The organism is Agrobacterium sp. InxBP2 (genome assembly GCF_026191755.1).
GTDB lineage: Bacteria > Pseudomonadota > Alphaproteobacteria > Rhizobiales > Rhizobiaceae > Agrobacterium > Agrobacterium pusense.
Map to the genome: position 1 here is coordinate 219,588 of NZ_JAINDY010000027.1, position 16,940 is coordinate 236,527.

General features: G+C 58.8%; 18 protein-coding genes. 9 read left to right on the forward strand and 9 right to left on the reverse strand.

Translation table 11 applies throughout. From position 1 onward, the window contains the following. The first annotated feature begins 119 nt into the window (after nt 1-119). Nucleotides 120-1,301 carry a sensor domain-containing diguanylate cyclase gene (locus tag K7A42_RS10660; protein ID WP_034500065.1) on the forward strand — a complete coding sequence of 394 codons (1,182 nt, stop codon included), beginning with the start codon at nt 120-122 and terminating at the stop codon, nt 1,299-1,301. 14 nt (nt 1,302-1,315) lie between these two features. Here K7A42_RS10660 and K7A42_RS10665 read toward each other — a convergent pair whose 3' ends face one another. From K7A42_RS10665 to ccmA, 5 genes are all read right to left on the reverse strand, one after another. Next, complete coding sequence (locus K7A42_RS10665; RefSeq protein WP_107340296.1) at nt 1,316-1,921, reverse strand: DsbE family thiol:disulfide interchange protein; 606 nt, start codon at nt 1,919-1,921, stop codon at nt 1,316-1,318. Then, a complete protein-coding gene (gene ccmD / locus K7A42_RS10670; RefSeq protein WP_113382022.1) occupies nt 1,918-2,091 on the reverse strand; it encodes a heme exporter protein CcmD in 174 nt (57 codons plus the stop codon). Before ccmD ends, K7A42_RS10665 begins: the two co-directional genes overlap by 4 nt. A gap of 3 nt (nt 2,092-2,094) precedes the next feature. Beyond that, a complete protein-coding gene (locus tag K7A42_RS10675; protein ID WP_282455140.1) occupies nt 2,095-2,856 on the reverse strand; it encodes a heme ABC transporter permease in 762 nt (253 codons plus the stop codon). A 74-nt stretch (nt 2,857-2,930) separates the two neighbouring features. Next, entirely contained in the window at nt 2,931-3,590 is a 660-nt protein-coding gene (gene ccmB, locus K7A42_RS10680; RefSeq protein ID WP_004443913.1) for a heme exporter protein CcmB, read from the reverse strand. A gap of 178 nt (nt 3,591-3,768) precedes the next feature. Beyond that, on the reverse strand, nt 3,769-4,410 hold the full coding sequence (gene ccmA, locus K7A42_RS10685; protein WP_045533378.1) for a heme ABC exporter ATP-binding protein CcmA: 642 nt from the start codon (nt 4,408-4,410) through the stop codon (nt 3,769-3,771). Between the two features lie 269 nt (nt 4,411-4,679). Here ccmA and acnA point away from each other — a divergent pair, with 269 nt between their 5' ends. From acnA to K7A42_RS10700, 3 genes are all read left to right on the forward strand, one after another. Then, the gene (acnA, locus tag K7A42_RS10690) at nt 4,680-7,373 is read left to right on the forward strand and encodes an aconitate hydratase AcnA (protein ID WP_022556961.1); all 2,694 of its coding nucleotides are present in this window, start codon (nt 4,680-4,682) and stop codon (nt 7,371-7,373) included. A 189-nt stretch (nt 7,374-7,562) separates the two neighbouring features. Continuing rightward, on the forward strand, nt 7,563-8,303 hold the full coding sequence (locus tag K7A42_RS10695) for a DUF1223 domain-containing protein (protein ID WP_072495153.1): 741 nt from the start codon (nt 7,563-7,565) through the stop codon (nt 8,301-8,303). A gap of 389 nt (nt 8,304-8,692) precedes the next feature. After that, nucleotides 8,693-9,085 (forward strand): DUF2794 domain-containing protein, encoded by a 393-nt coding sequence (locus K7A42_RS10700; RefSeq protein ID WP_004443903.1) that lies wholly within the window; start codon nt 8,693-8,695, stop codon nt 9,083-9,085. A gap of 115 nt (nt 9,086-9,200) precedes the next feature. On the opposite strand, the gene K7A42_RS10705 is transcribed toward K7A42_RS10700, so the two are convergent. From K7A42_RS10705 to K7A42_RS10715, 3 genes are all read right to left on the reverse strand, one after another. Continuing rightward, nucleotides 9,201-9,938, reverse strand: a complete 738-nt coding sequence (locus K7A42_RS10705; RefSeq protein ID WP_006698258.1) for a Bax inhibitor-1 family protein — start codon at nt 9,936-9,938, stop codon at nt 9,201-9,203. A 218-nt stretch (nt 9,939-10,156) separates the two neighbouring features. Beyond that, a complete protein-coding gene (locus tag K7A42_RS10710) occupies nt 10,157-12,718 on the reverse strand; it encodes an ABC transporter permease (RefSeq protein WP_282455141.1) in 2,562 nt (853 codons plus the stop codon). Beyond that, entirely contained in the window at nt 12,715-13,425 is a 711-nt protein-coding gene (locus K7A42_RS10715; RefSeq protein ID WP_037090183.1) for an ABC transporter ATP-binding protein, read from the reverse strand. The genes K7A42_RS10710 and K7A42_RS10715 overlap by 4 nt, the downstream gene beginning before the upstream one ends. A gap of 91 nt (nt 13,426-13,516) precedes the next feature. Here K7A42_RS10715 and K7A42_RS10720 point away from each other — a divergent pair, with 91 nt between their 5' ends. Continuing rightward, the gene (locus tag K7A42_RS10720) at nt 13,517-14,167 is read left to right on the forward strand and encodes an arylesterase (protein WP_282455142.1); all 651 of its coding nucleotides are present in this window, start codon (nt 13,517-13,519) and stop codon (nt 14,165-14,167) included. Between the two features lie 68 nt (nt 14,168-14,235). After that, on the forward strand, nt 14,236-14,829 hold the full coding sequence (thpR, locus tag K7A42_RS10725; protein WP_004443895.1) for an RNA 2',3'-cyclic phosphodiesterase: 594 nt from the start codon (nt 14,236-14,238) through the stop codon (nt 14,827-14,829). Here the strand turns inward: thpR and K7A42_RS10730 are convergent. Beyond that, nucleotides 14,763-15,239: a low molecular weight protein-tyrosine-phosphatase gene (locus K7A42_RS10730; protein WP_107340302.1), complete on the reverse strand. Its 477-nt coding sequence runs from the start codon at nt 15,237-15,239 to the stop codon at nt 14,763-14,765. The two genes, thpR and K7A42_RS10730, sit on opposite strands and share 67 nt — an antisense overlap. Nucleotides 15,240-15,297: 58 nt before the next feature. Here K7A42_RS10730 and K7A42_RS10735 point away from each other — a divergent pair, with 58 nt between their 5' ends. From K7A42_RS10735 to K7A42_RS10745, 3 genes are all read left to right on the forward strand, one after another. Continuing rightward, nucleotides 15,298-15,603 carry a 4a-hydroxytetrahydrobiopterin dehydratase gene (locus K7A42_RS10735; RefSeq protein WP_004443891.1) on the forward strand — a complete coding sequence of 102 codons (306 nt, stop codon included), beginning with the start codon at nt 15,298-15,300 and terminating at the stop codon, nt 15,601-15,603. A gap of 51 nt (nt 15,604-15,654) precedes the next feature. Continuing rightward, on the forward strand, nt 15,655-16,035 hold the full coding sequence (locus tag K7A42_RS10740; protein WP_004443888.1) for a YkvA family protein: 381 nt from the start codon (nt 15,655-15,657) through the stop codon (nt 16,033-16,035). A 296-nt stretch (nt 16,036-16,331) separates the two neighbouring features. After that, the gene (locus K7A42_RS10745; protein WP_003523183.1) at nt 16,332-16,835 is read left to right on the forward strand and encodes an invasion associated locus B family protein; all 504 of its coding nucleotides are present in this window, start codon (nt 16,332-16,334) and stop codon (nt 16,833-16,835) included. Nucleotides 16,836-16,940 lie beyond the last annotated feature (105 nt).

Below are 16,940 nucleotides of genomic sequence, written 5' to 3' on the forward strand. Positions count from 1 at the left end.
GCGTTCGTTGACATTGCAGTCCGAACGGCCTTGGAATCGCGCGATATATGCAGGCTTTCTTAAGGGCATTGCGGTAACATCCGGGTTCAAAGGCTCGTCTCTCCCTCCGGCAGAACCCATTGCAAGACAATTTCGCCTATCTTCTTCCCTTTATCATGCTGACATTCGGCGTGGTGTTTCTGTTCCTGCAGAGGACCGGGCAGGCTTCCGCCCGCTACTGGGGTATCGGATATCTTTCGGCGGCCTTTGCTTTTGCAACACCGCTGGTGCTTGGCGGGCTGCCTTTTGAAGTTCAGGCGATCCTTTCGAATCTGTTGTTCTTTTCCGCCTTCTTCCTCTATGGCCACGCGTTGCTCACCCATTTCGGGCGGCCGCTCTATACCAAGGCGCGGCTGTCGATCGTCGTCGTTGCGGTGTTGCTGGTCTCTTTCCATGTTTTCATCACCCCCGATCTGAAACGCGAACTCGTCATCGGCGATCTCGTTTGCGCCCTTTTGCTCGCAATCCCGGTCTGGCTCGTGCGAAAGCGCCCGGCTGCGCTTGCCGACAGGCTGATGGTGGGAATCGCCTGTCTTGTGGTGGTGGAGACGCTGGTGCGCATCGGCTTGCTGCTGGTGATGACGCCGGGAGGCTCGATGATCGAACTCAGCGAGTTCTTCGAGTCGGATTATGCTTTCTACATGCAGCTTGCTGCGAGTATTTTTGGCTTCCTGCTCGCGCTTTCGGTGCTCGCGAGCCAGATTTCCGTCACCGTGGACCGGCATCAGCACGCGGCGGAGCATGACCCCCTGACGGACGTGCTGAACCGCCGTGGCTTCGACCGGCGTGTGCCCGACTTTCGTAATGATACGCCTGATGGCGCGGTGATTGCCTGCGACATAGACCATTTCAAGCGCATCAATGATGTCTACGGCCATGCGGCGGGAGATATCGTCCTCATCGGCCTTTCCGATCTTCTCACAAAAAATGCGCCCGAGGATGCGCTGGTAGCGCGTTTCGGCGGCGAGGAATTCGTGGTGTTCCTGCCCGGTCAGACGGCTGCTGCGGCCAGCCAGCTTGCCAATGGCATGCGGACAGGCCTGTCGTCACTGGATTGGCGGAACCGGGGTGTGACCAGTCAGATCACGGCGAGCTTCGGTGTTTCGGCGGTCGCGAGGGGCGATCATTCCATTCACGACGCCATCAAGCGTGCTGATGACAGTCTTTATGCCGCAAAACGCGGCGGTCGCGATCAGGTGGTGCTGGAAGGCATGCGTCTGCCGGCGGAAGGCCCGCCTCTGAGGGTCGTTAACAAGGCGTGATGCCTTACGAGCGGTTATTTTCCGGCTGCGGCCGCAATGGCCGGTCGCAGGTCGCGCTCGACGCTGCGGGCATCAAAGGGGCCGACCTTTTTGTAAAGGATCGTGCCGTCCGCGCCGACCAGGTAACTTTCGGGAATGCCATACACACCCCAGTCAATCGCCGCCTTGCCGCTGGGATCGACCCCTATCGCGGCAAAGGGGTTGCCGAGCTCGCCGAGGAAGCGCAGGGCATTGTCCGGCTTGTCCTTGTAATTGATGCCGACGACAGTGATGCGGTCGTCTTTCGCCAGTTCCTGCAACAGCGGATGTTCCTGCCGGCAGGGAATGCACCAGGAAGCGAAGACATTGACCAGCGTCAGCTTGCCCTTGATGGCCGCATCCGTCAGTGCCGGCAGGTTCGAACCTTCCAGCGGCGGCAGCGACAGGGTCGGCGCCCTGGTGCCGATCAGCGCTGACGGTATGGCGCTGACATCCAGTCCGTTGACATCCTGATCATATAGCATCTTGCCGGCAACGAGGGCAAAGCCGCCGAACAGCAGCAAGGGAAGAAGCGCCAGCGCGTAACGTGCGCGGCCAGACGACCTGGATTTTGATGTGTCATTCTGGTTAGTCTGCGTCATTTGCCGTCACCAGCGGAACCGGCTCTTGTCCTGCGGCGCATGCCGGATGCTTCGAGTTCCTTCAGTTCCCGCTTGCGTGCCTGGCCGTCGACGACGACCCAGGCGATGAGACAGAGAACGACAAGGCCGGTCGCCGCATAGGACATGCCGATATAAAAGGCGTGTGTCATCCCTCAACCCTCCCGGTTCGCCATGCGAGCGGCAAGCCGGCGTTGCGCGGCCACGCGTCGGCGCCAGATTTCATTGCGCATGGCGGCGATATGCAGGGTGAAGAACAGCAACGTGAAACCGATGGCCATGGTCAGAAGCGGCCAGAGAAACTCCGCGTCGATGGCGGAGCCGCCCATCCGGATGACGCTTGCCGGCTGGTGCAGCGTATTCCACCACTCGACCGAAAACTTGATGATCGGAATATTCACGAACCCGACGAGGATCAGCACCGCGCTGACGCGGGCGGCTCTGGATGGATCGTCCATGGCGCGGTTGAGTGCGATGAGCCCGAGATACATCAGGAAAAGCACGAAAACGGAGGTCAGCCGCGCATCCCACACCCACCAGGTTCCCCACATAGGCTTGCCCCAGAGCGAGCCGGTGATAAGTGCGATGAGCGTGAAGGCCGCGCCAATGGGGGCTGCGGCCTTATGGCTGACATCGGCTAGCGGATGGCGCCAGACGAGGGTGCCGATGGCGGATATTGCCATGACCGAATAACACATCATGGCCAGCCAGGCGGACGGAACGTGCACATACATGATGCGCACCGTGTAACCCTGCTGGTAATCTCCTTCCGAGGTGAAGGACATGTAGAGGCCGGCCGCCAGCACCAGCGCGGTCAAACCGGCGAGCCATGGCAGGATGCGTGTCGCCAGCGCCAGAAACCGCGTGGGATTGGCGAGATCGCTGAACTTGGTGATGGAGAAAGTCTGCTCGTTCATGCCGTTTGTGTAACCCGAGAATGGCCGCCCCGCAATTGATCCCTGTCAACAGGGTATCGTGCGTTGCGGTTTCCTCAATCCATAACATTGCGCAACGCCAAAGCGGCAAAGAAAGGGCCGGTCACGGCTGAAAATAACGTGATCGCGCACAAAATGAGAAAGGGTGGGAGGAAAGGCGCCGGGTCCTGCACTGCGGCGTAGGAAGCGCTGACACCGAAGATCAGCACCGGAATGGCGAGCGGCAGGACGAGGATGGAGACCAGAAGGCCGCCGCGTGGCAGGGCAACGGCAACCGCCGCCCCCACCGCGCCGATGAAGGTGATGGCGGGTGAGCCGACGAGGAGGGTGAGCATCACCGCGCCGATTGCTACCTCGTCCATGTTCATGAACAGGCCGAGAAGGGGTGATGCCAGCACCAGGGGCAGGCCCGTTGATACCCAGTGCGCCAGGCATTTGACGAAGACGGTCAGCACCAGTGGCGTTTCCTGCATCAGGATGAGATCGAGGGAGCCGTCGTCGCGTTCGGCCTGGAACAACCGGTCGAGGCCGAGAAGGGCGGACAGAAGTGCGCCGATCCAGACAATGGCCGGGCCGATACGAGCAAGCAGGTTGAGATCGGGTCCAACGCCGAAAGGGATGACGGCAACCACTGTCATGAAGAACAGGACGCCGATCAGCGCGCCGCCGCCGGCGCGGATGGAGAGTTTGAGATCGCGGAGGAAGAGAGCGGTCATTGGGGCGACCTCGGTGGGTGTAGTTTACCCCCCTCTGTCCTGCCGGACAACTCGCGGTTAGGTCTCGTCCAACTCAATGCTCGAGAATCGAGTGGCTGTAGCGCCTCTTGCCGATCTCCCCCCTTGAGGGGGAGATGCCCGGCAGGGCAGAGGGGGGTAAGCCGCGTGCACATCGCCATCACGCCCAAGCCTCCACGCCCGCGAACCCGGTCATTTGCAACTCCTGCGCCTTCTCCAGCCCCAAAGGCTGATGGGTTGCCGCCAGCACGATACCGCCTTTTGCAAGATGGCCTTTCACAAGGTCGGTAAACATGTCGTCTGCCGCCCTGTCGAGCGCCGCAGTCGGTTCATCGAGAATCCATACCGGCCGCCATGCGACAAGGAGCTTTGCCATCGCGAAGCGGCGCTGTTGACCGGCGGACAGGTAACCGAAAGGCAGGTGGGTAATGCGGGCAAGGCCGACACTCTCGGCCGCTTCGTCAATCGCTACGCCCGCCGCGCCATGAAAGTCTCCAAGGAAATCCTTCCAGAAGCGCAGGTTCTCGGAAACTGTCAGTTCCGTCTTCATCGCATTGCGATGGCCGAGATAATGGCACGCTTCCGAAGGTCGCATCTCGGCTTCTATTACTTCGCCGGCTATCTTCACTTGCCCCCGCTCGGGTCGCAACAGACCGGCCACCGTGCGCAGCAGCGTCGATTTTCCCGAGCCGTTACGCCCGGTCAGCACCAGCGCCTCACCGTCGCTTAACTTGAAGGAAATGTTCATGAATATGAAATCTTCGCCGCGTCGCACGCCAAGATTTTCCGCCGTCAGATGCATGCTGCGGTTCCGATTAAAATTTGCCGTTCGATCATAAAAAAATCGATTAGCGTCGTGGAATGGTCTGGCACGTTTGTCTGAAATTATCTATATGGGTGTCAACACGCCAGCGGCCGGCGTGAACATCATCTTGCGCCGGACTTGACGATTGCGAGGAGCAATTTTCACGTGCGGACAGCGGAAATGGTCGTACCCGCATCCTGATGTGCATGAGTGCATAGGTGTCCGCACGAACGTGTTGGCTATCAGTGTAAGCGGGGTTTTTATCCATGCCCAAATCACTCGACAGTTTCAAATGTCGTTCCGTTCTTACCGTCGATGGTAAGGACTATGTCTATTTCAGCCTACCCAAGGCTGAAGCCAATGGCCTGAAGGGCGTTTCCAAGCTGCCCTATTCCATGAAGGTCCTGCTCGAAAACCTCCTGCGTTTCGAGGACGGCCAGTCCGTTACCAAGGAACACATTCTGGCGGTTTCCGAATGGCTCAACAACAAGGGCCTCACCGAAAACGAAATCGCCTACCGCCCCGCCCGCGTTCTCATGCAGGACTTTACCGGCGTTCCTGCCGTGGTCGATCTTGCCGCGATGCGTGATGGTATCAAAGCGCTGGGTGGAGATCCCGAAAAGATCAATCCGCTGGTTCCTGTCGATCTCGTCATCGACCACTCCGTTATCGTTGACGAATTCGGTACGCCGAACGCTTTTGCCCGCAACGTCGAACTTGAATATGAGCGCAATGGCGAGCGTTACCGCTTCCTCAAGTGGGGCCAGCAGGCATTCAAGAACTTCCGCGTTGTTCCCCCCGGCACGGGCATCTGTCACCAGGTCAACCTGGAATATCTCGGCCAGACCGTCTGGACCAAGGAAGAGGACGGCGAGACCATCGCTTATCCGGATACCTGCGTCGGCACGGATAGCCACACGACCATGATCAACGGCCTCGGCGTTCTCGGCTGGGGCGTCGGCGGTATCGAGGCTGAAGCGGCCATGCTTGGCCAGCCGGTTTCCATGCTTCTGCCTGAGGTCATCGGCTTCAAGCTGACTGGCAAGGTCAAGGAGGGCGTCACCGCGACCGACCTCGTTCTGACCGTCGTGCAGATGCTGCGTAAGAAGGGCGTCGTTTCCAAGTTCGTCGAATTCTTCGGCCCCGGCCTTGATTCGATGTCTTTGGCCGACCGTGCGACCATCGGCAATATGGGCCCGGAATATGGCGCGACCTGCGGCTTCTTCCCGGTTGACAGCGAAACCATCAATTACCTGACGATGTCCGGCCGTGCAAAGGATCGTATTGCCCTCGTGGAAGCCTACTCCAAGGCCCAGGACATGTGGCGCACCGGCGACGGTTCCGATCTTGTCTTTACCGACACGCTCGAACTCGACCTCGGCGACGTCGTACCGTCCATGGCCGGCCCGAAGCGTCCGGAAGGCCGCCTGCCGCTCGAAACCATCGCGCCCAATTTCGCGACTGCTCTCGAAAACGACTACAAGAAGCCCGGCCAGCTTTCGAGCCGCTACGCGGTTGAAGGCGAGGACTTCGATCTTGGTCACGGCGATGTGGCAATTGCCGCCATCACCTCCTGCACCAACACGTCCAACCCCTCCGTCCTCATCGCTGCCGGCCTTCTCGCCCGTAACGCTGTCGCCAAGGGGCTGACCTCCAAGCCATGGGTGAAGACGTCGCTTGCACCTGGATCACAGGTGGTTGCCGAATATCTCGACAAGTCGGGCCTTCAAAAGGATCTCGATGCGATCGGTTTCAACCTCGTTGGCTTCGGCTGCACGACCTGCATCGGCAACTCCGGCCCGCTGCCGGCGCCGATCTCCAAGACGATCAACGACAAGGGCCTGATTGCGGCCGGCGTTCTCTCCGGTAACCGCAACTTCGAAGGCCGTATCTCGCCTGACGTGCAGGCGAACTATCTGGCCTCTCCGCCCCTCGTCGTCGCTTACGCTCTTGCCGGTACGGTCCAGAAGGACCTGACCAAGGAGCCGATCGGCAATGATAAGGACGGCAACCCGGTCTATCTCAAGGATATCTGGCCGACCTCGAAGGAAATTCAGGAGTTCATCCTGAAATACGTTACGCGCGAGCTTTACGAGACGAAGTACGCCGACGTCTTCAAGGGTGATGCCAACTGGCAGGCCGTTCAGGTGCCGCCGGGTCAGACCTATGCCTGGGACGACAACTCGACCTATGTCCAGAACCCACCCTACTTCGTGGGCATGGGCAAGACGGGCTCGGGTCTCAAGAACATCAAGGGCGCGCGCGTTCTCGGTCTCTTCGGCGACAAGATCACCACCGACCATATTTCTCCGGCCGGTTCGATCAAGGCGGCATCGCCTGCCGGTGCTTATCTCACCGAGCATGGTGTCGGCGTTGCCGACTTCAACCAGTACGGCACACGTCGTGGCAACCACGAAGTGATGATGCGCGGCACCTTCGCCAATATCCGCATCCGCAACCACATGCTCGGCCCGAACGGCAAGGAAGGTGGCTACACCATTCACTATCCGTCCAAGGAAGAGATGTCGATCTATGACGCGGCCATGAAGTACAAGGCTGAGGGCGTTCCGCTCGTCATCTTTGCAGGTGTCGAATATGGCAACGGCTCATCCCGTGACTGGGCGGCCAAGGGTACCAACCTGCTCGGCGTCAAGGCGGTTATCGCGCAGTCCTTTGAGCGTATTCACCGTTCGAACCTGGTCGGCATGGGCGTCGTCCCCTTCGTCTTTGAAGAGGGAACGTCCTGGGCGAGCCTCGACCTCAAAGGCGATGAAATCGTTGAGATCGACGGTCTCGAAGGCGAGATCAAGCCGCGTGAAAAGAAGATCGCCAAGATCACTTACAGCGACGGCACGGTGAAGGAAGTTCCGCTTCTTTGCCGTATCGATACGCTTGATGAAGTGATCTACATGAACAATGGCGGTATTCTGCAGACCGTTCTGCGCGATCTGGCTGCGTAAAGCTTCGACAATCGAAGGCGCCGGGAGGAATCCCGGCGTCTTTCCGTTTCAAGTCGCTTGTTTTGTGATTGTCGCTCACCCCTTCGTGACTTTCTATTGAAGGGCGTTAGACGTTATTTTCCGGTTTGCATCCCGGCGGGATTGATCGCATCAATTCGTCTGGATCTCTTCCGGACAAAGGTTTTTGTAATGCCGCTGAAATTCCCCCTGTCGATATGTCTTCTCGGCACGTTGCTCGTCACCTCCGCGCAGGCGCAGGAGGCGGTGAAGGGCGTCGTCGAATTGTTCACATCGCAGGGATGTGCATCCTGCCCCCCGGCGGATGAGGCCCTGCGCAAGATGATCCAGAAGGGCGACGTCGTCGGTCTCTCCTATCATGTCGATTATTGGAACTATCTCGGCTGGACGGATTCGCTCGCATCCAAGGAAAATACCGAACGGCAATACGGTTACATGCGTGCACTCGGCCGCAACGGGGTCTACACGCCGCAGGCCATTCTGAACGGCCGTGACCACGTAAAGGGCGCGGATGTGCGCGGGATCTATGACAGGCTCGACTCGTTCAAGCGTGAGGGCAAGGGATTGAACGTGCCCGTCTCGTCAAAATTTGCGGGTGATGAGGTGGAGATCGATATCGGTGCCGGCAGCGGCAAGGCCGATGTCGTCGTCGCATATTTCACCCGGGAGCAGACTGTAGATGTGCAGAAGGGTGAAAACCAGGGGAAAAAAATGTCCTACTGGCATAGTGTTTATGACGTGCAGACGGTCGGCATGTGGGACGGTTCGCCGATGACGGTAAAGCTGCCGGCGAGCGTGGTGGCCAAGGTAAAAAAGGGCGGCTGCGCCGTGCTGTTGCAGACGGCGAATGCAAGCGGTGATCCCGCGGCAATTGTCGGTGCAAGTATTTTATTGGGGAACGAAACGCCATAATCGCCGATCTGGCGATTGAAGATCCGGTCCGGGCACTGGGGGCTGGGGGTAAAGGGTCAATGCACCGGACCGGGTCATCTTGGTGCCTAGGCATCAATTGACAATGCGACTATTCCACCCAATTCAGGCCATGGTTTGACCGAAATACGGCAGGCGCCCGTAAAATGGGTGCCTAAATGGTTACCGTTTTTACCCTGCGTTTGCGCGGGGCGGTTTGTCGGTGATGTTGGGGCAGATGCTCGTTGTCGCATTATTTTTCTGCCTGCAGAGCTTTCGAAGCCGAGAAACCCCATCTGGTTCCTGTGAGCGCCGTAAGTCGACAACACTTGCAATTTCAAGCCGCCAAGCTCACATTGATCTGATGATTTGGGTGGAATCGGAGGTACTGGATGACCGATCAACCGGATGTGCAGCAGGCTCAAACCGCTTCACGCGACAGCTCCACCGTTATCGATCTCCGTGAATACAAGAAGAACAAGGATCCATTGCCGGTGACCTTTCACCGCCGCGAGCTGGATGCGATTTTGCGCATTTATGGCCGCATGGTGGGAGAAGGGGAGTGGCGGGATTACGCCATCGATCATCTGAAGGAAAAAGCGGTGTTCTCCGTCTTTAAACGGTCGGGAGAAATGCCGCTCTATAGGATCGAAAAGAACCCCAGGCTGGCGGCGAAGCAGGGAGCTTACAGCGTCGTGAATGTGGATGGCCGCATTCTGAAGCGCGGCCACGAGCTGCCGCAAGTCCTCAAGGTTTTCGACAAGGTTTTGAAACTTATCGAATGAGCTCCAGTAACGTCAGTCTCCTGCCTTGACGGACGATCAGGCGCATTGAGCGAAATGAGGTAATAAAAAAGGCGACCTTGAGGTCGCCTTTCTTTTTTCCGTAGGACCCAATCCCTTAGTCGTCGCGGTTCCCGAGGAACTGCAGGAGGAAGGTGAAGAGGTTGATGAAGTCGAGATAGAGCGTCAGCGCACCCATGATGGCCTTGCGGCCAGCGACGGCAACATCGTCAGCATCGAAATACATTTCCTTGATCTTCTGGGTGTCGTAGGCGGTCAGGCCTGCGAAGATCAGCACGCCAATCGCGGAAATCGCGAACTGCAGCGCGGAGGATGCAAGGAAGATGTTGACGATCGAAGCGATGATCAGACCGAACAGGCCCATGATCAAGAACGAACCCATGCCAGACAGGTCTTTCTTGGTCGTGTAACCGTAAAGCGAGAGCGCACCGAACGAGGCCGCGGTCACGAAGAAGGTCTGCACGATGCTCTGGCCGGTGTAGACCAGGAAGATCGAGGAGAGCGAAACACCCATCAGCGCGGCGTAAACCCAGAAGGTCGTCTGCGCAGCGGAAACGCTCATGTTCTGGATGCGGAAGCTAAGGAAGAAGACCAGTGCCAGCGGAGCGAGCATCACGACCCAACGAAGCGGCGACGCGAAAAGCAGCTGCTGGACAGCCGGATTGGAAGCGGCGAGCGTATAAGTGCCGAACGCGGCAACGCCGGTGATGACCAGAGCCAGCGCCATAAGGTTGTAAACCTTGAGCATATAGGCGCGAAGACCTTCGTCGATCAGCGCACCAGACTGTGCACGCGTCTGCGCCATGCGGTTCTGGTAGTTATTAAAGTCAGCCATTGTTTCCTCTTTTGAGCTCCGTAATTGCTACGGTGTCGGGATACCTCCCGGGCGCCGCTGCGGAGCTTCAGCAAGCCTGCTCAAGAATATGATGGCAGAACGTGTTCGATACAAGGCCTTTTCCCGCCGAAAAGACACCGTATGCGCGAAAAGCGCTCACGTTTTGGCGATCATTACAAAGAATTAATCGTTAAAGTTAAGCGGCGCACAACCGATGATCATTCACCGGCCTGTCTGAGAATAGGCGCTGCCTTCTGCCCGAGAATCCGCCAGGTGCCGATGAGGCCGATGCCCACAGTCATCACAAGGGCGACGACGAGGGTTCCGATTGCCACATCCGGCAGGAAGCTGGAGGGTAGCTTCATGATGCGGGCGATCACGAACCATGCGGAGACACCGCCGGCGAAAAGCGCGAAGACGGCGGTGGCGAGACCGAGGATCATGTATTCATAGGAGAAGGCGCGTATGAGCAGGCTTCGCGTGCCGCCCAGCGTTTTCAGGATGACGGCGTCATGCGTACGGGCGCGATTGCCGGCCGCAAGCGCGCCGGCGAGAACCAGGACGGACGCAATGAGCGCAACGGCTGCGGCGGCGCGGATCGCGGTCGCGAGCTGGCCGACAAGCCGGTTGACGACGTCGAGCGCATCCTTCACGCGGACGCTGGTGATCGTGGGATAAGTATTGGTGACGGCGCGCAATATGCGGCCTTCGTCGGCCGCAGTTGCGGAAGGATCGGCAAGTGTTGCCAGCCAGGCATGGGGCGCGCCGCGGAAAGTATTGGGCGAAAACACCATGACGAAGTTGATCGACAGGGATTCCCATTCGACATTGCGCAGATTGGCGATCTTCGCCGTAATGCTGCGGCCAAGCACGTTGACGGTAACGCTGTCGCCGATCTTCAGGCCCAGATCACCCGCCTCTTTCGCTGCGAAAGAGACCAGCGGTTCGCCGCTATAATCCGTTGCCCACCAGGCGCCTTCCGTCAGCTTGGCATTTTCAGGAATGTTTTCGGAATAGGTGATGCCGCGGTCACCACGCAGCACCCATCGCCCGGACGAGGGTACGTCCATTTTCGTCACGTCTTCTCCGTTGAGAGCGAGGATGCGGCCGCGCAGCATGGGCACTTCCGTCAGGGTGCCATGCGGCGCTTCCTGTTTGAGCAGATCGCGGAAGCCTTGCACTTCGCTGCCCTGAATATCGACGAAGAAGAAATTCGGCGCCTTCTCCGGCAGGCTGTCCGTTAGTTCGCGGCGCAGGTTGCCGTCGATCAGCGTCAGCGTCACGAGGAGGGTCAGGCCGAGGCCCAGAGAAAGAACCACCGAGGGGGTGAGTGCGCCCGGTCGGTGAATATTGCCGATCGCCAGTCTCAGCGCAGCCGAATGAACGCGCGGACTGCGCTTGGCTATGGCCTTTACGCCGGAGGCGACCAGCCGCAGCACTACGAAGGCAAAGGCAATGGCCGCGAGGAAGACCGAGGCTATGAAACGGTCTTCCGCCGATAAGACAGCAAGGGCCGCAAGCGCCGCCAGAAGCACACCGGTCGCGGTCAGATAAGGCCAGGACGGCAAGCTTCCCTCCTCGAAACCCTGTTCGCGGAAGAGCGCCGTAGCCGGCACCTCGCGTGCCTGACCGAGTGGTACGATGGCGAAGGCGAGTGTTGTCAGGAGGCCGAACAGGGCGGCGAGACCGAGCGCGCCGGGATAGAAGGCAAGTTCTTCCGGCACTGGCAGCACGCCCTCCAGAAACCGCATGGCGATGAGTGGCGCAACGGCACCGACCATAAGCCCGATCACAATGCCGACGGCCGCAATGAACGCGATCTGGAAGAGATAGGTCATGGTGACCACGGAGGCCGGCGCACCCAGGCATTTCAGCGAGGCGATGGTGGTGCGCTTGGAATCCAGAAATGCGCGAACGGCATTGGCGACGCCGACACCGCCGACGATCAGGGCAGTGAGGCCAACCAGCGTCAGAAACTGCGAGAACCTGTTGACGTTTTCGGTGAGCGACGGGGCAGCCCGGTCGCTGGTGCGGATCGACCAGCCGGCATCGGGAAACGCCTTGTTGGCTGCATCGGTCATTGCCGCCCGTGCTGCAGGATCGTTCAGCTTGATCTTGTAAGCGTGTTCGACGAGACTGCCCGTCTGAACGAGACCAGAGGCGAAAAGGGCGTCGCGGCTGACCATCAGTCGAGGAGCAAAACCGAAACCATCAGATAGGGCATCCGGCTCATCGATCACGGTGCCGTTTAGTCTCAACGTCACATTACCGAGCAGAATCTCATCGCCGACCTTGATTCCGAGCCGTTCCAGCAGAAGCGGCGCGGCAATCGCGCCATAGGTGTCGCCATTTCCGGCCAGAAGCTCGCTCAGCGGCCGGTTCGGCTCGGCCACGAACGTTCCATAGAGCGGGTAGGAGCCGTCAATGGCCTTTACTTCCGTAAGGGTCTGTTCTGAGCCATTGGCGAGGCGCGCCATCGAGCGTAGACCGGTGGAAACCGCGACGGTGCCGAGACTATCGAGGTAAGCGCGCTCTTCTGTCGTCACTTCCCTGTTGCGCAGCTCAAAACGCACATCGCCTGCCAGTATGGACTGCCCCTCCGTGGCGATGGCGCTGGTGACCGCGCGCGAGACGGAATTGACGGCGGCGATGGCGCCGGTTCCAAGCGCGATGCAGGCGAGGAAGATGTAAAAGCCCCGCAGGCCGCCGCGAATTTCGCGCCGCGCGAGCCTTGCGGCGTTTCTGACATTTGCAAAAGACGGAAGAAAGATTCCGGTCATGCGGATACCGCCCGAGCCATCTGTGAGCGGGCGCTGTCGCCCTCGATTTCGCCGGAGCGAACCTTGATCTGCCGTGAGCATCGGGCCGCCAGCGAGGGATCATGGGTAACGAGGATCATCGTCATGCCGCGCTCGGCCTGTTTGGCAAACAGAAGATCGGCGATCTGTTTGCCCGTGTCGGTATCGAGGTTGCCGGTCGGTTCATCGGCTATCAATACGGCTGGCGACGGGGCGAGTGCGCGGGCGATGGCCACACGCTGCTGCTCGCCGCCGGAGAGCTGGCCGGGATAATGATTGAGGCGCTCGCCGAGACCGACAGCGACCAGTTCACGCTCGGCGATTTCGAACGGGTTCGGAACGTTTGCCAATTCCAGCGGCACTGCGACATTTTCCAGTGCGGTCATGTTGGCGATGAGGTGGAAGGACTGAAAAACGATGCCAATGTTGCGGCCGCGGAAATCCGCGAGCGCGTCCTCACCGAGCTCGTGCAGCGGCGTATCCGCAATGATGATTTCGCCGCTGTCGAGCCTCTCGAGCCCGGCAAGCACCATCAGAAGTGTCGACTTTCCCGATCCGGAGGGGCCGACGATGCCAACCGCCTCGCTCTCTCTGATTGAGAGATCGATGTTCTTGAGAACGTGGACGGAGGCGGCGGCATTGCCGAGCGTGAGGTCGGCTTTCTTCAGCTCTATGATGCTTTTCGTCACAATTCTCGTTCCTATATAGGGTGATGAAAACGGTCTGGCGGTAGATGCGGTCAGTATTTCAGGCAATGGGAACCAAGTTAGGAAAGCCGTGATGAGATTTAAAGCTGCCCTGTTTCACTTCATCGTCATTTTCGCCACCTCCCTTTCCGCCACTGCTGGCTTCGCCCAGGAGCGGACATTGCAGCTGGTTGGCCTCGGCGACAGCCTGATGGCCGGTTATCAGCTTCCCCCGACTGACAGCTATACCGCACAGCTTGAAGCTGCATTAAAGGCCAAGGGGATCAATGTCGCCATCGCCAACGCAGGTGTGTCCGGTGACACTTCCTCAGGCGGTCTGGCGCGGGCGGAATGGTCTGTTCCCGATGGCGCTGACGGCGTCATTCTGGAACTGGGCGCCAACGACGCCCTGCGGGGAATTCCGCCGGAACAGACCGAAAAGAACCTCGACACCATCATTTCCGGTTTTCAGAAGCGCAACATAGCCGTGTTGCTGGTCGGTATTATGGCGCCGCCAAATATGGGCGATGATTATGCAAAGCGCTTCAATCCGATATTCCCGAAGCTTGCGGAAAAATACAACCTGCCGCTTTATCCCTTCTTTCTGGATGGCGTGGTGACGGATGATGCGCTGAAGCTGGACGACAAGATGCACCCCAATACCAAGGGGGTGGCAGTGATGGTCGAAAAATCTTTGCCGGCTGTTGAAAGCTTCATCAAGACAATCGGTGCGCAAAAAAAATAAGCACTTGCGCCCGTCTGCATTGCGTGATTCGCTATGCTTGTTCTGCCAAGAGATTCGGGGAGCTCGCCATGCCGAGACTGTTTACCGCCCTCGAAATTCCGCGCAATGCGGCGATGAGCCTCTCATTGTTGCGCGGTGGTCTGCCGGGAGCCCGGTGGATCGATGTGGAGAATTATCACATAACCCTGCGTTTTATCGGTGACATCGACGGTCGTACCGCCGATGAGGTCGTTGACAGGCTGGACCGGATAGACCGGCCGGAATTCCAGCTCAACCTCACCGGAATGGGCTCCTTCGGCTCCAAGAAGCCGCATTCCATCTGGGCTGGCGTTTCTCCCTCGCCCGAAATGCATGCGCTGCAGGCGGAAATCGAGAGAATCTGCCAAAGGATCGGCCTCCCGCCCGATCCGCGCAAGTTCATGCCCCACGTCACGCTGGCACGGTTGCGCTCCTCCCGCGTGGACGATGTGGTGCAGTATCTTTCCGGACGCGGCAACTTCCGCACCTCACCCTTTACGGTCGGGCGCTTTGTGCTGATGTCGTCGAAGGAATCGGTGGGTGGCGGACCCTATATCGTCGAAGAGGTGTTTCCGCTTCACGAGGCGCGGTCCAGCTCGATCTTTTCGAGCAGCGATCTGCATCCCGCCAAAAGCATGTTGTAAACTGTGAGGAATCCGTCCTCGGCCCCGTAATAGGGATCGGGGACGTTCTCGCGACGCCCGGCGGCATATTCCATGAAAAGATGGATTTTGTGGCGATGCCTTTCGGAGCTCAATCGCAGCAGGTTCGCCAGATTGTTTTCGTCCATGGCGAATACCAGATCGAAGGTCTCGAAATCCGCCGCAGTGACCTGTCTCGCCCGTTGAAGTGAAATATCGATACCGTGCCGGCGCGCCATGGCGATGGATCGCGGATCGGGCGCGTCACCCCTGTGCCATCCGCCGGTGCCGGCGGAATCGACGGTAAGCTGATGAAGCGCTGCGCTGTCGGCAAGGTTCCTCAAAATCCCTTCGGCCAACGGTGAGCGGCAGATATTGCCCATGCAGACGAAGAGAATAGCTGTATGTTTCATGGAATATGCGTCGATCCGGTCGTTGAAGCGTTAATGGGTTTAAAGCGGAGGCAAATTCATGAAATATCCCAGACTCGAGCCCGATGCCATCCGGCAGGCCCTGCAGAAACTGGAGGGTTGGTCCCTGCGCGAAGACGGGGCGGCGATCGTCCGTTCCTTCAAGTTCTCCAGCTTTGCGGAAGCCTTCGGTTTCATGGCTGAATCCGCACTCGTCGCAGAGCGGCTCAATCATCATCCCGAATGGTCCAACGTCTACTCGCGGGTCAAGGTATGCCTCACGACCCATGATTCGCAGGGTGTGACGGAGCGCGATTTTCTTCTGGCCGAGGCCATGCAGAAGGCCGCTGCCGGCCGAGGCAATTGAACGCTCCGCCTTAAATCCCATATAATAGCCGTGACCGGAGGACCGTCGATCATGGATGATGTGAAAATCGGTGAAATTCTTCTGCCGGGTGAAACCGACAGGCAGCGTGAGCGCGAAGAGGTTGTTCGGACCAGGTTCTGGCCGAAGCTGAAACGTGTCATGTCGAAAGTGCCGTTTGCCCGCGATGCGGCCGCTGCCTATTACTGCGCGATCGATCGCGACACGCCGCTGCGCGCCAAGGGTATCATCCTCGCTGCGCTGGCTTATTTCATCATGCCTTTCGATGCCGTGCCGGACATGCTAGCCGTCGTCGGTTTTACTGATGACATAGCCGTCATTACCGCAGCGCTCGCGATGATCCGCGCCAATATCAAGATGGAACATTACGATGCGGCGGACGCCATGTTGAAGCGGCAGCAGGAAGCGGGGTAACGTCTCTGTGATCTGCCCGTTCGGGCGCGCCCGACGGGCGACAAATTCTTGCCTGAATTTATGTGTCATACACACGGAGGAAGGGTGTCGCACGCCCTTCTCCTCAGGGCGTCGGGAGTCGCCAATCTGTAACACTGCAAGACGTTTCCGGCATTTTATGCATGTTGTTGACGGTTTGGTAACCGCTTCCCGACCACAATGAGAAAAGACGATCCGCACCTGAACGTGGCCGATCCAGACTCTGGGCTCGCCGATGCTTCGGGCCAATGGAAGACAATAACCCGGCAGGAAATTCTATGTTTGTAAGAAGTGTAGCAACCGCAGCGGCCATTTTGCTGACCAGCGTCGGCGTAGCATCTGCACAGTCGCCCACGCGCATCCAGCAGTTCAATGCTTGGGGTGCCTATTCGTACAAATCGGGCAACAGCACCGTCTGCTACGTTCTTTCCATTCCCACCGCCAAGGAACCGGCGAGCGTCGACCACGGCGATATATTCTTCATCGTCTCCCAGCGCCCGGGCCAGAACATCTCCTACGAGCCGCAGGCCATGGTAGGTTATCCGCTGAAGCAGGGTTCGAAGGTCAATGTGACGATCGACAACAAGAATTTCGTCATGTTCACGAAGGACAAGGCCGCCTGGGTTGAAAACGCTGCGGAAGAACCGGCTCTCGTGGCTGCCATGAAGGGCGGCAAGTCCATGACCGTCAAGGCAGTTTCCGGCCGTGGCACCGCGACCTCCTATTCCTATTCGCTGTCGGGTATTTCGGCTGCTCTCAAGCAGATCGAGAGCTGCAAGTAACGCTGACCCTTCATCGCGTTTGACAATGGCCGGTCCTAGACCGGCCATTTGCGTTTTTGCCAGTTTGATGCTAAAGGCGCGGCAATATTGACAGGCGGATGCGCG

Excerpts from the sequence above, each read along its gene's own strand:
- K7A42_RS10665 (WP_107340296.1), bottom strand. The coding sequence starts at position 1,921 with ATGACGCAGACTAACCAGAATGACACATCAAAATCCAGGTCGTCTGGC.
- ccmD (WP_113382022.1), bottom strand. The coding sequence starts at position 2,091 with ATGACACACGCCTTTTATATCGGCATGTCCTATGCGGCGACCGGCCTT.
- K7A42_RS10675 (WP_282455140.1), bottom strand. The coding sequence starts at position 2,856 with ATGAACGAGCAGACTTTCTCCATCACCAAGTTCAGCGATCTCGCCAAT.
- ccmB (WP_004443913.1), bottom strand. The coding sequence starts at position 3,590 with ATGACCGCTCTCTTCCTCCGCGATCTCAAACTCTCCATCCGCGCCGGC.
- ccmA (WP_045533378.1), bottom strand. The coding sequence starts at position 4,410 with ATGCATCTGACGGCGGAAAATCTTGGCGTGCGACGCGGCGAAGATTTC.
- acnA (WP_022556961.1), top strand. The coding sequence starts at position 4,680 with ATGCCCAAATCACTCGACAGTTTCAAATGTCGTTCCGTTCTTACCGTC.
- K7A42_RS10695 (WP_072495153.1), top strand. The coding sequence starts at position 7,563 with ATGCCGCTGAAATTCCCCCTGTCGATATGTCTTCTCGGCACGTTGCTC.
- K7A42_RS10700 (WP_004443903.1), top strand. The coding sequence starts at position 8,693 with ATGACCGATCAACCGGATGTGCAGCAGGCTCAAACCGCTTCACGCGAC.
- K7A42_RS10705 (WP_006698258.1), bottom strand. The coding sequence starts at position 9,938 with ATGGCTGACTTTAATAACTACCAGAACCGCATGGCGCAGACGCGTGCA.
- K7A42_RS10710 (WP_282455141.1), bottom strand. The coding sequence starts at position 12,718 with ATGACCGGAATCTTTCTTCCGTCTTTTGCAAATGTCAGAAACGCCGCA.
- K7A42_RS10720 (WP_282455142.1), top strand. The coding sequence starts at position 13,517 with ATGAGATTTAAAGCTGCCCTGTTTCACTTCATCGTCATTTTCGCCACC.
- thpR (WP_004443895.1), top strand. The coding sequence starts at position 14,236 with ATGCCGAGACTGTTTACCGCCCTCGAAATTCCGCGCAATGCGGCGATG.
- K7A42_RS10730 (WP_107340302.1), bottom strand. The coding sequence starts at position 15,239 with ATGAAACATACAGCTATTCTCTTCGTCTGCATGGGCAATATCTGCCGC.
- K7A42_RS10735 (WP_004443891.1), top strand. The coding sequence starts at position 15,298 with ATGAAATATCCCAGACTCGAGCCCGATGCCATCCGGCAGGCCCTGCAG.
- K7A42_RS10740 (WP_004443888.1), top strand. The coding sequence starts at position 15,655 with ATGGATGATGTGAAAATCGGTGAAATTCTTCTGCCGGGTGAAACCGAC.
- K7A42_RS10745 (WP_003523183.1), top strand. The coding sequence starts at position 16,332 with ATGTTTGTAAGAAGTGTAGCAACCGCAGCGGCCATTTTGCTGACCAGC.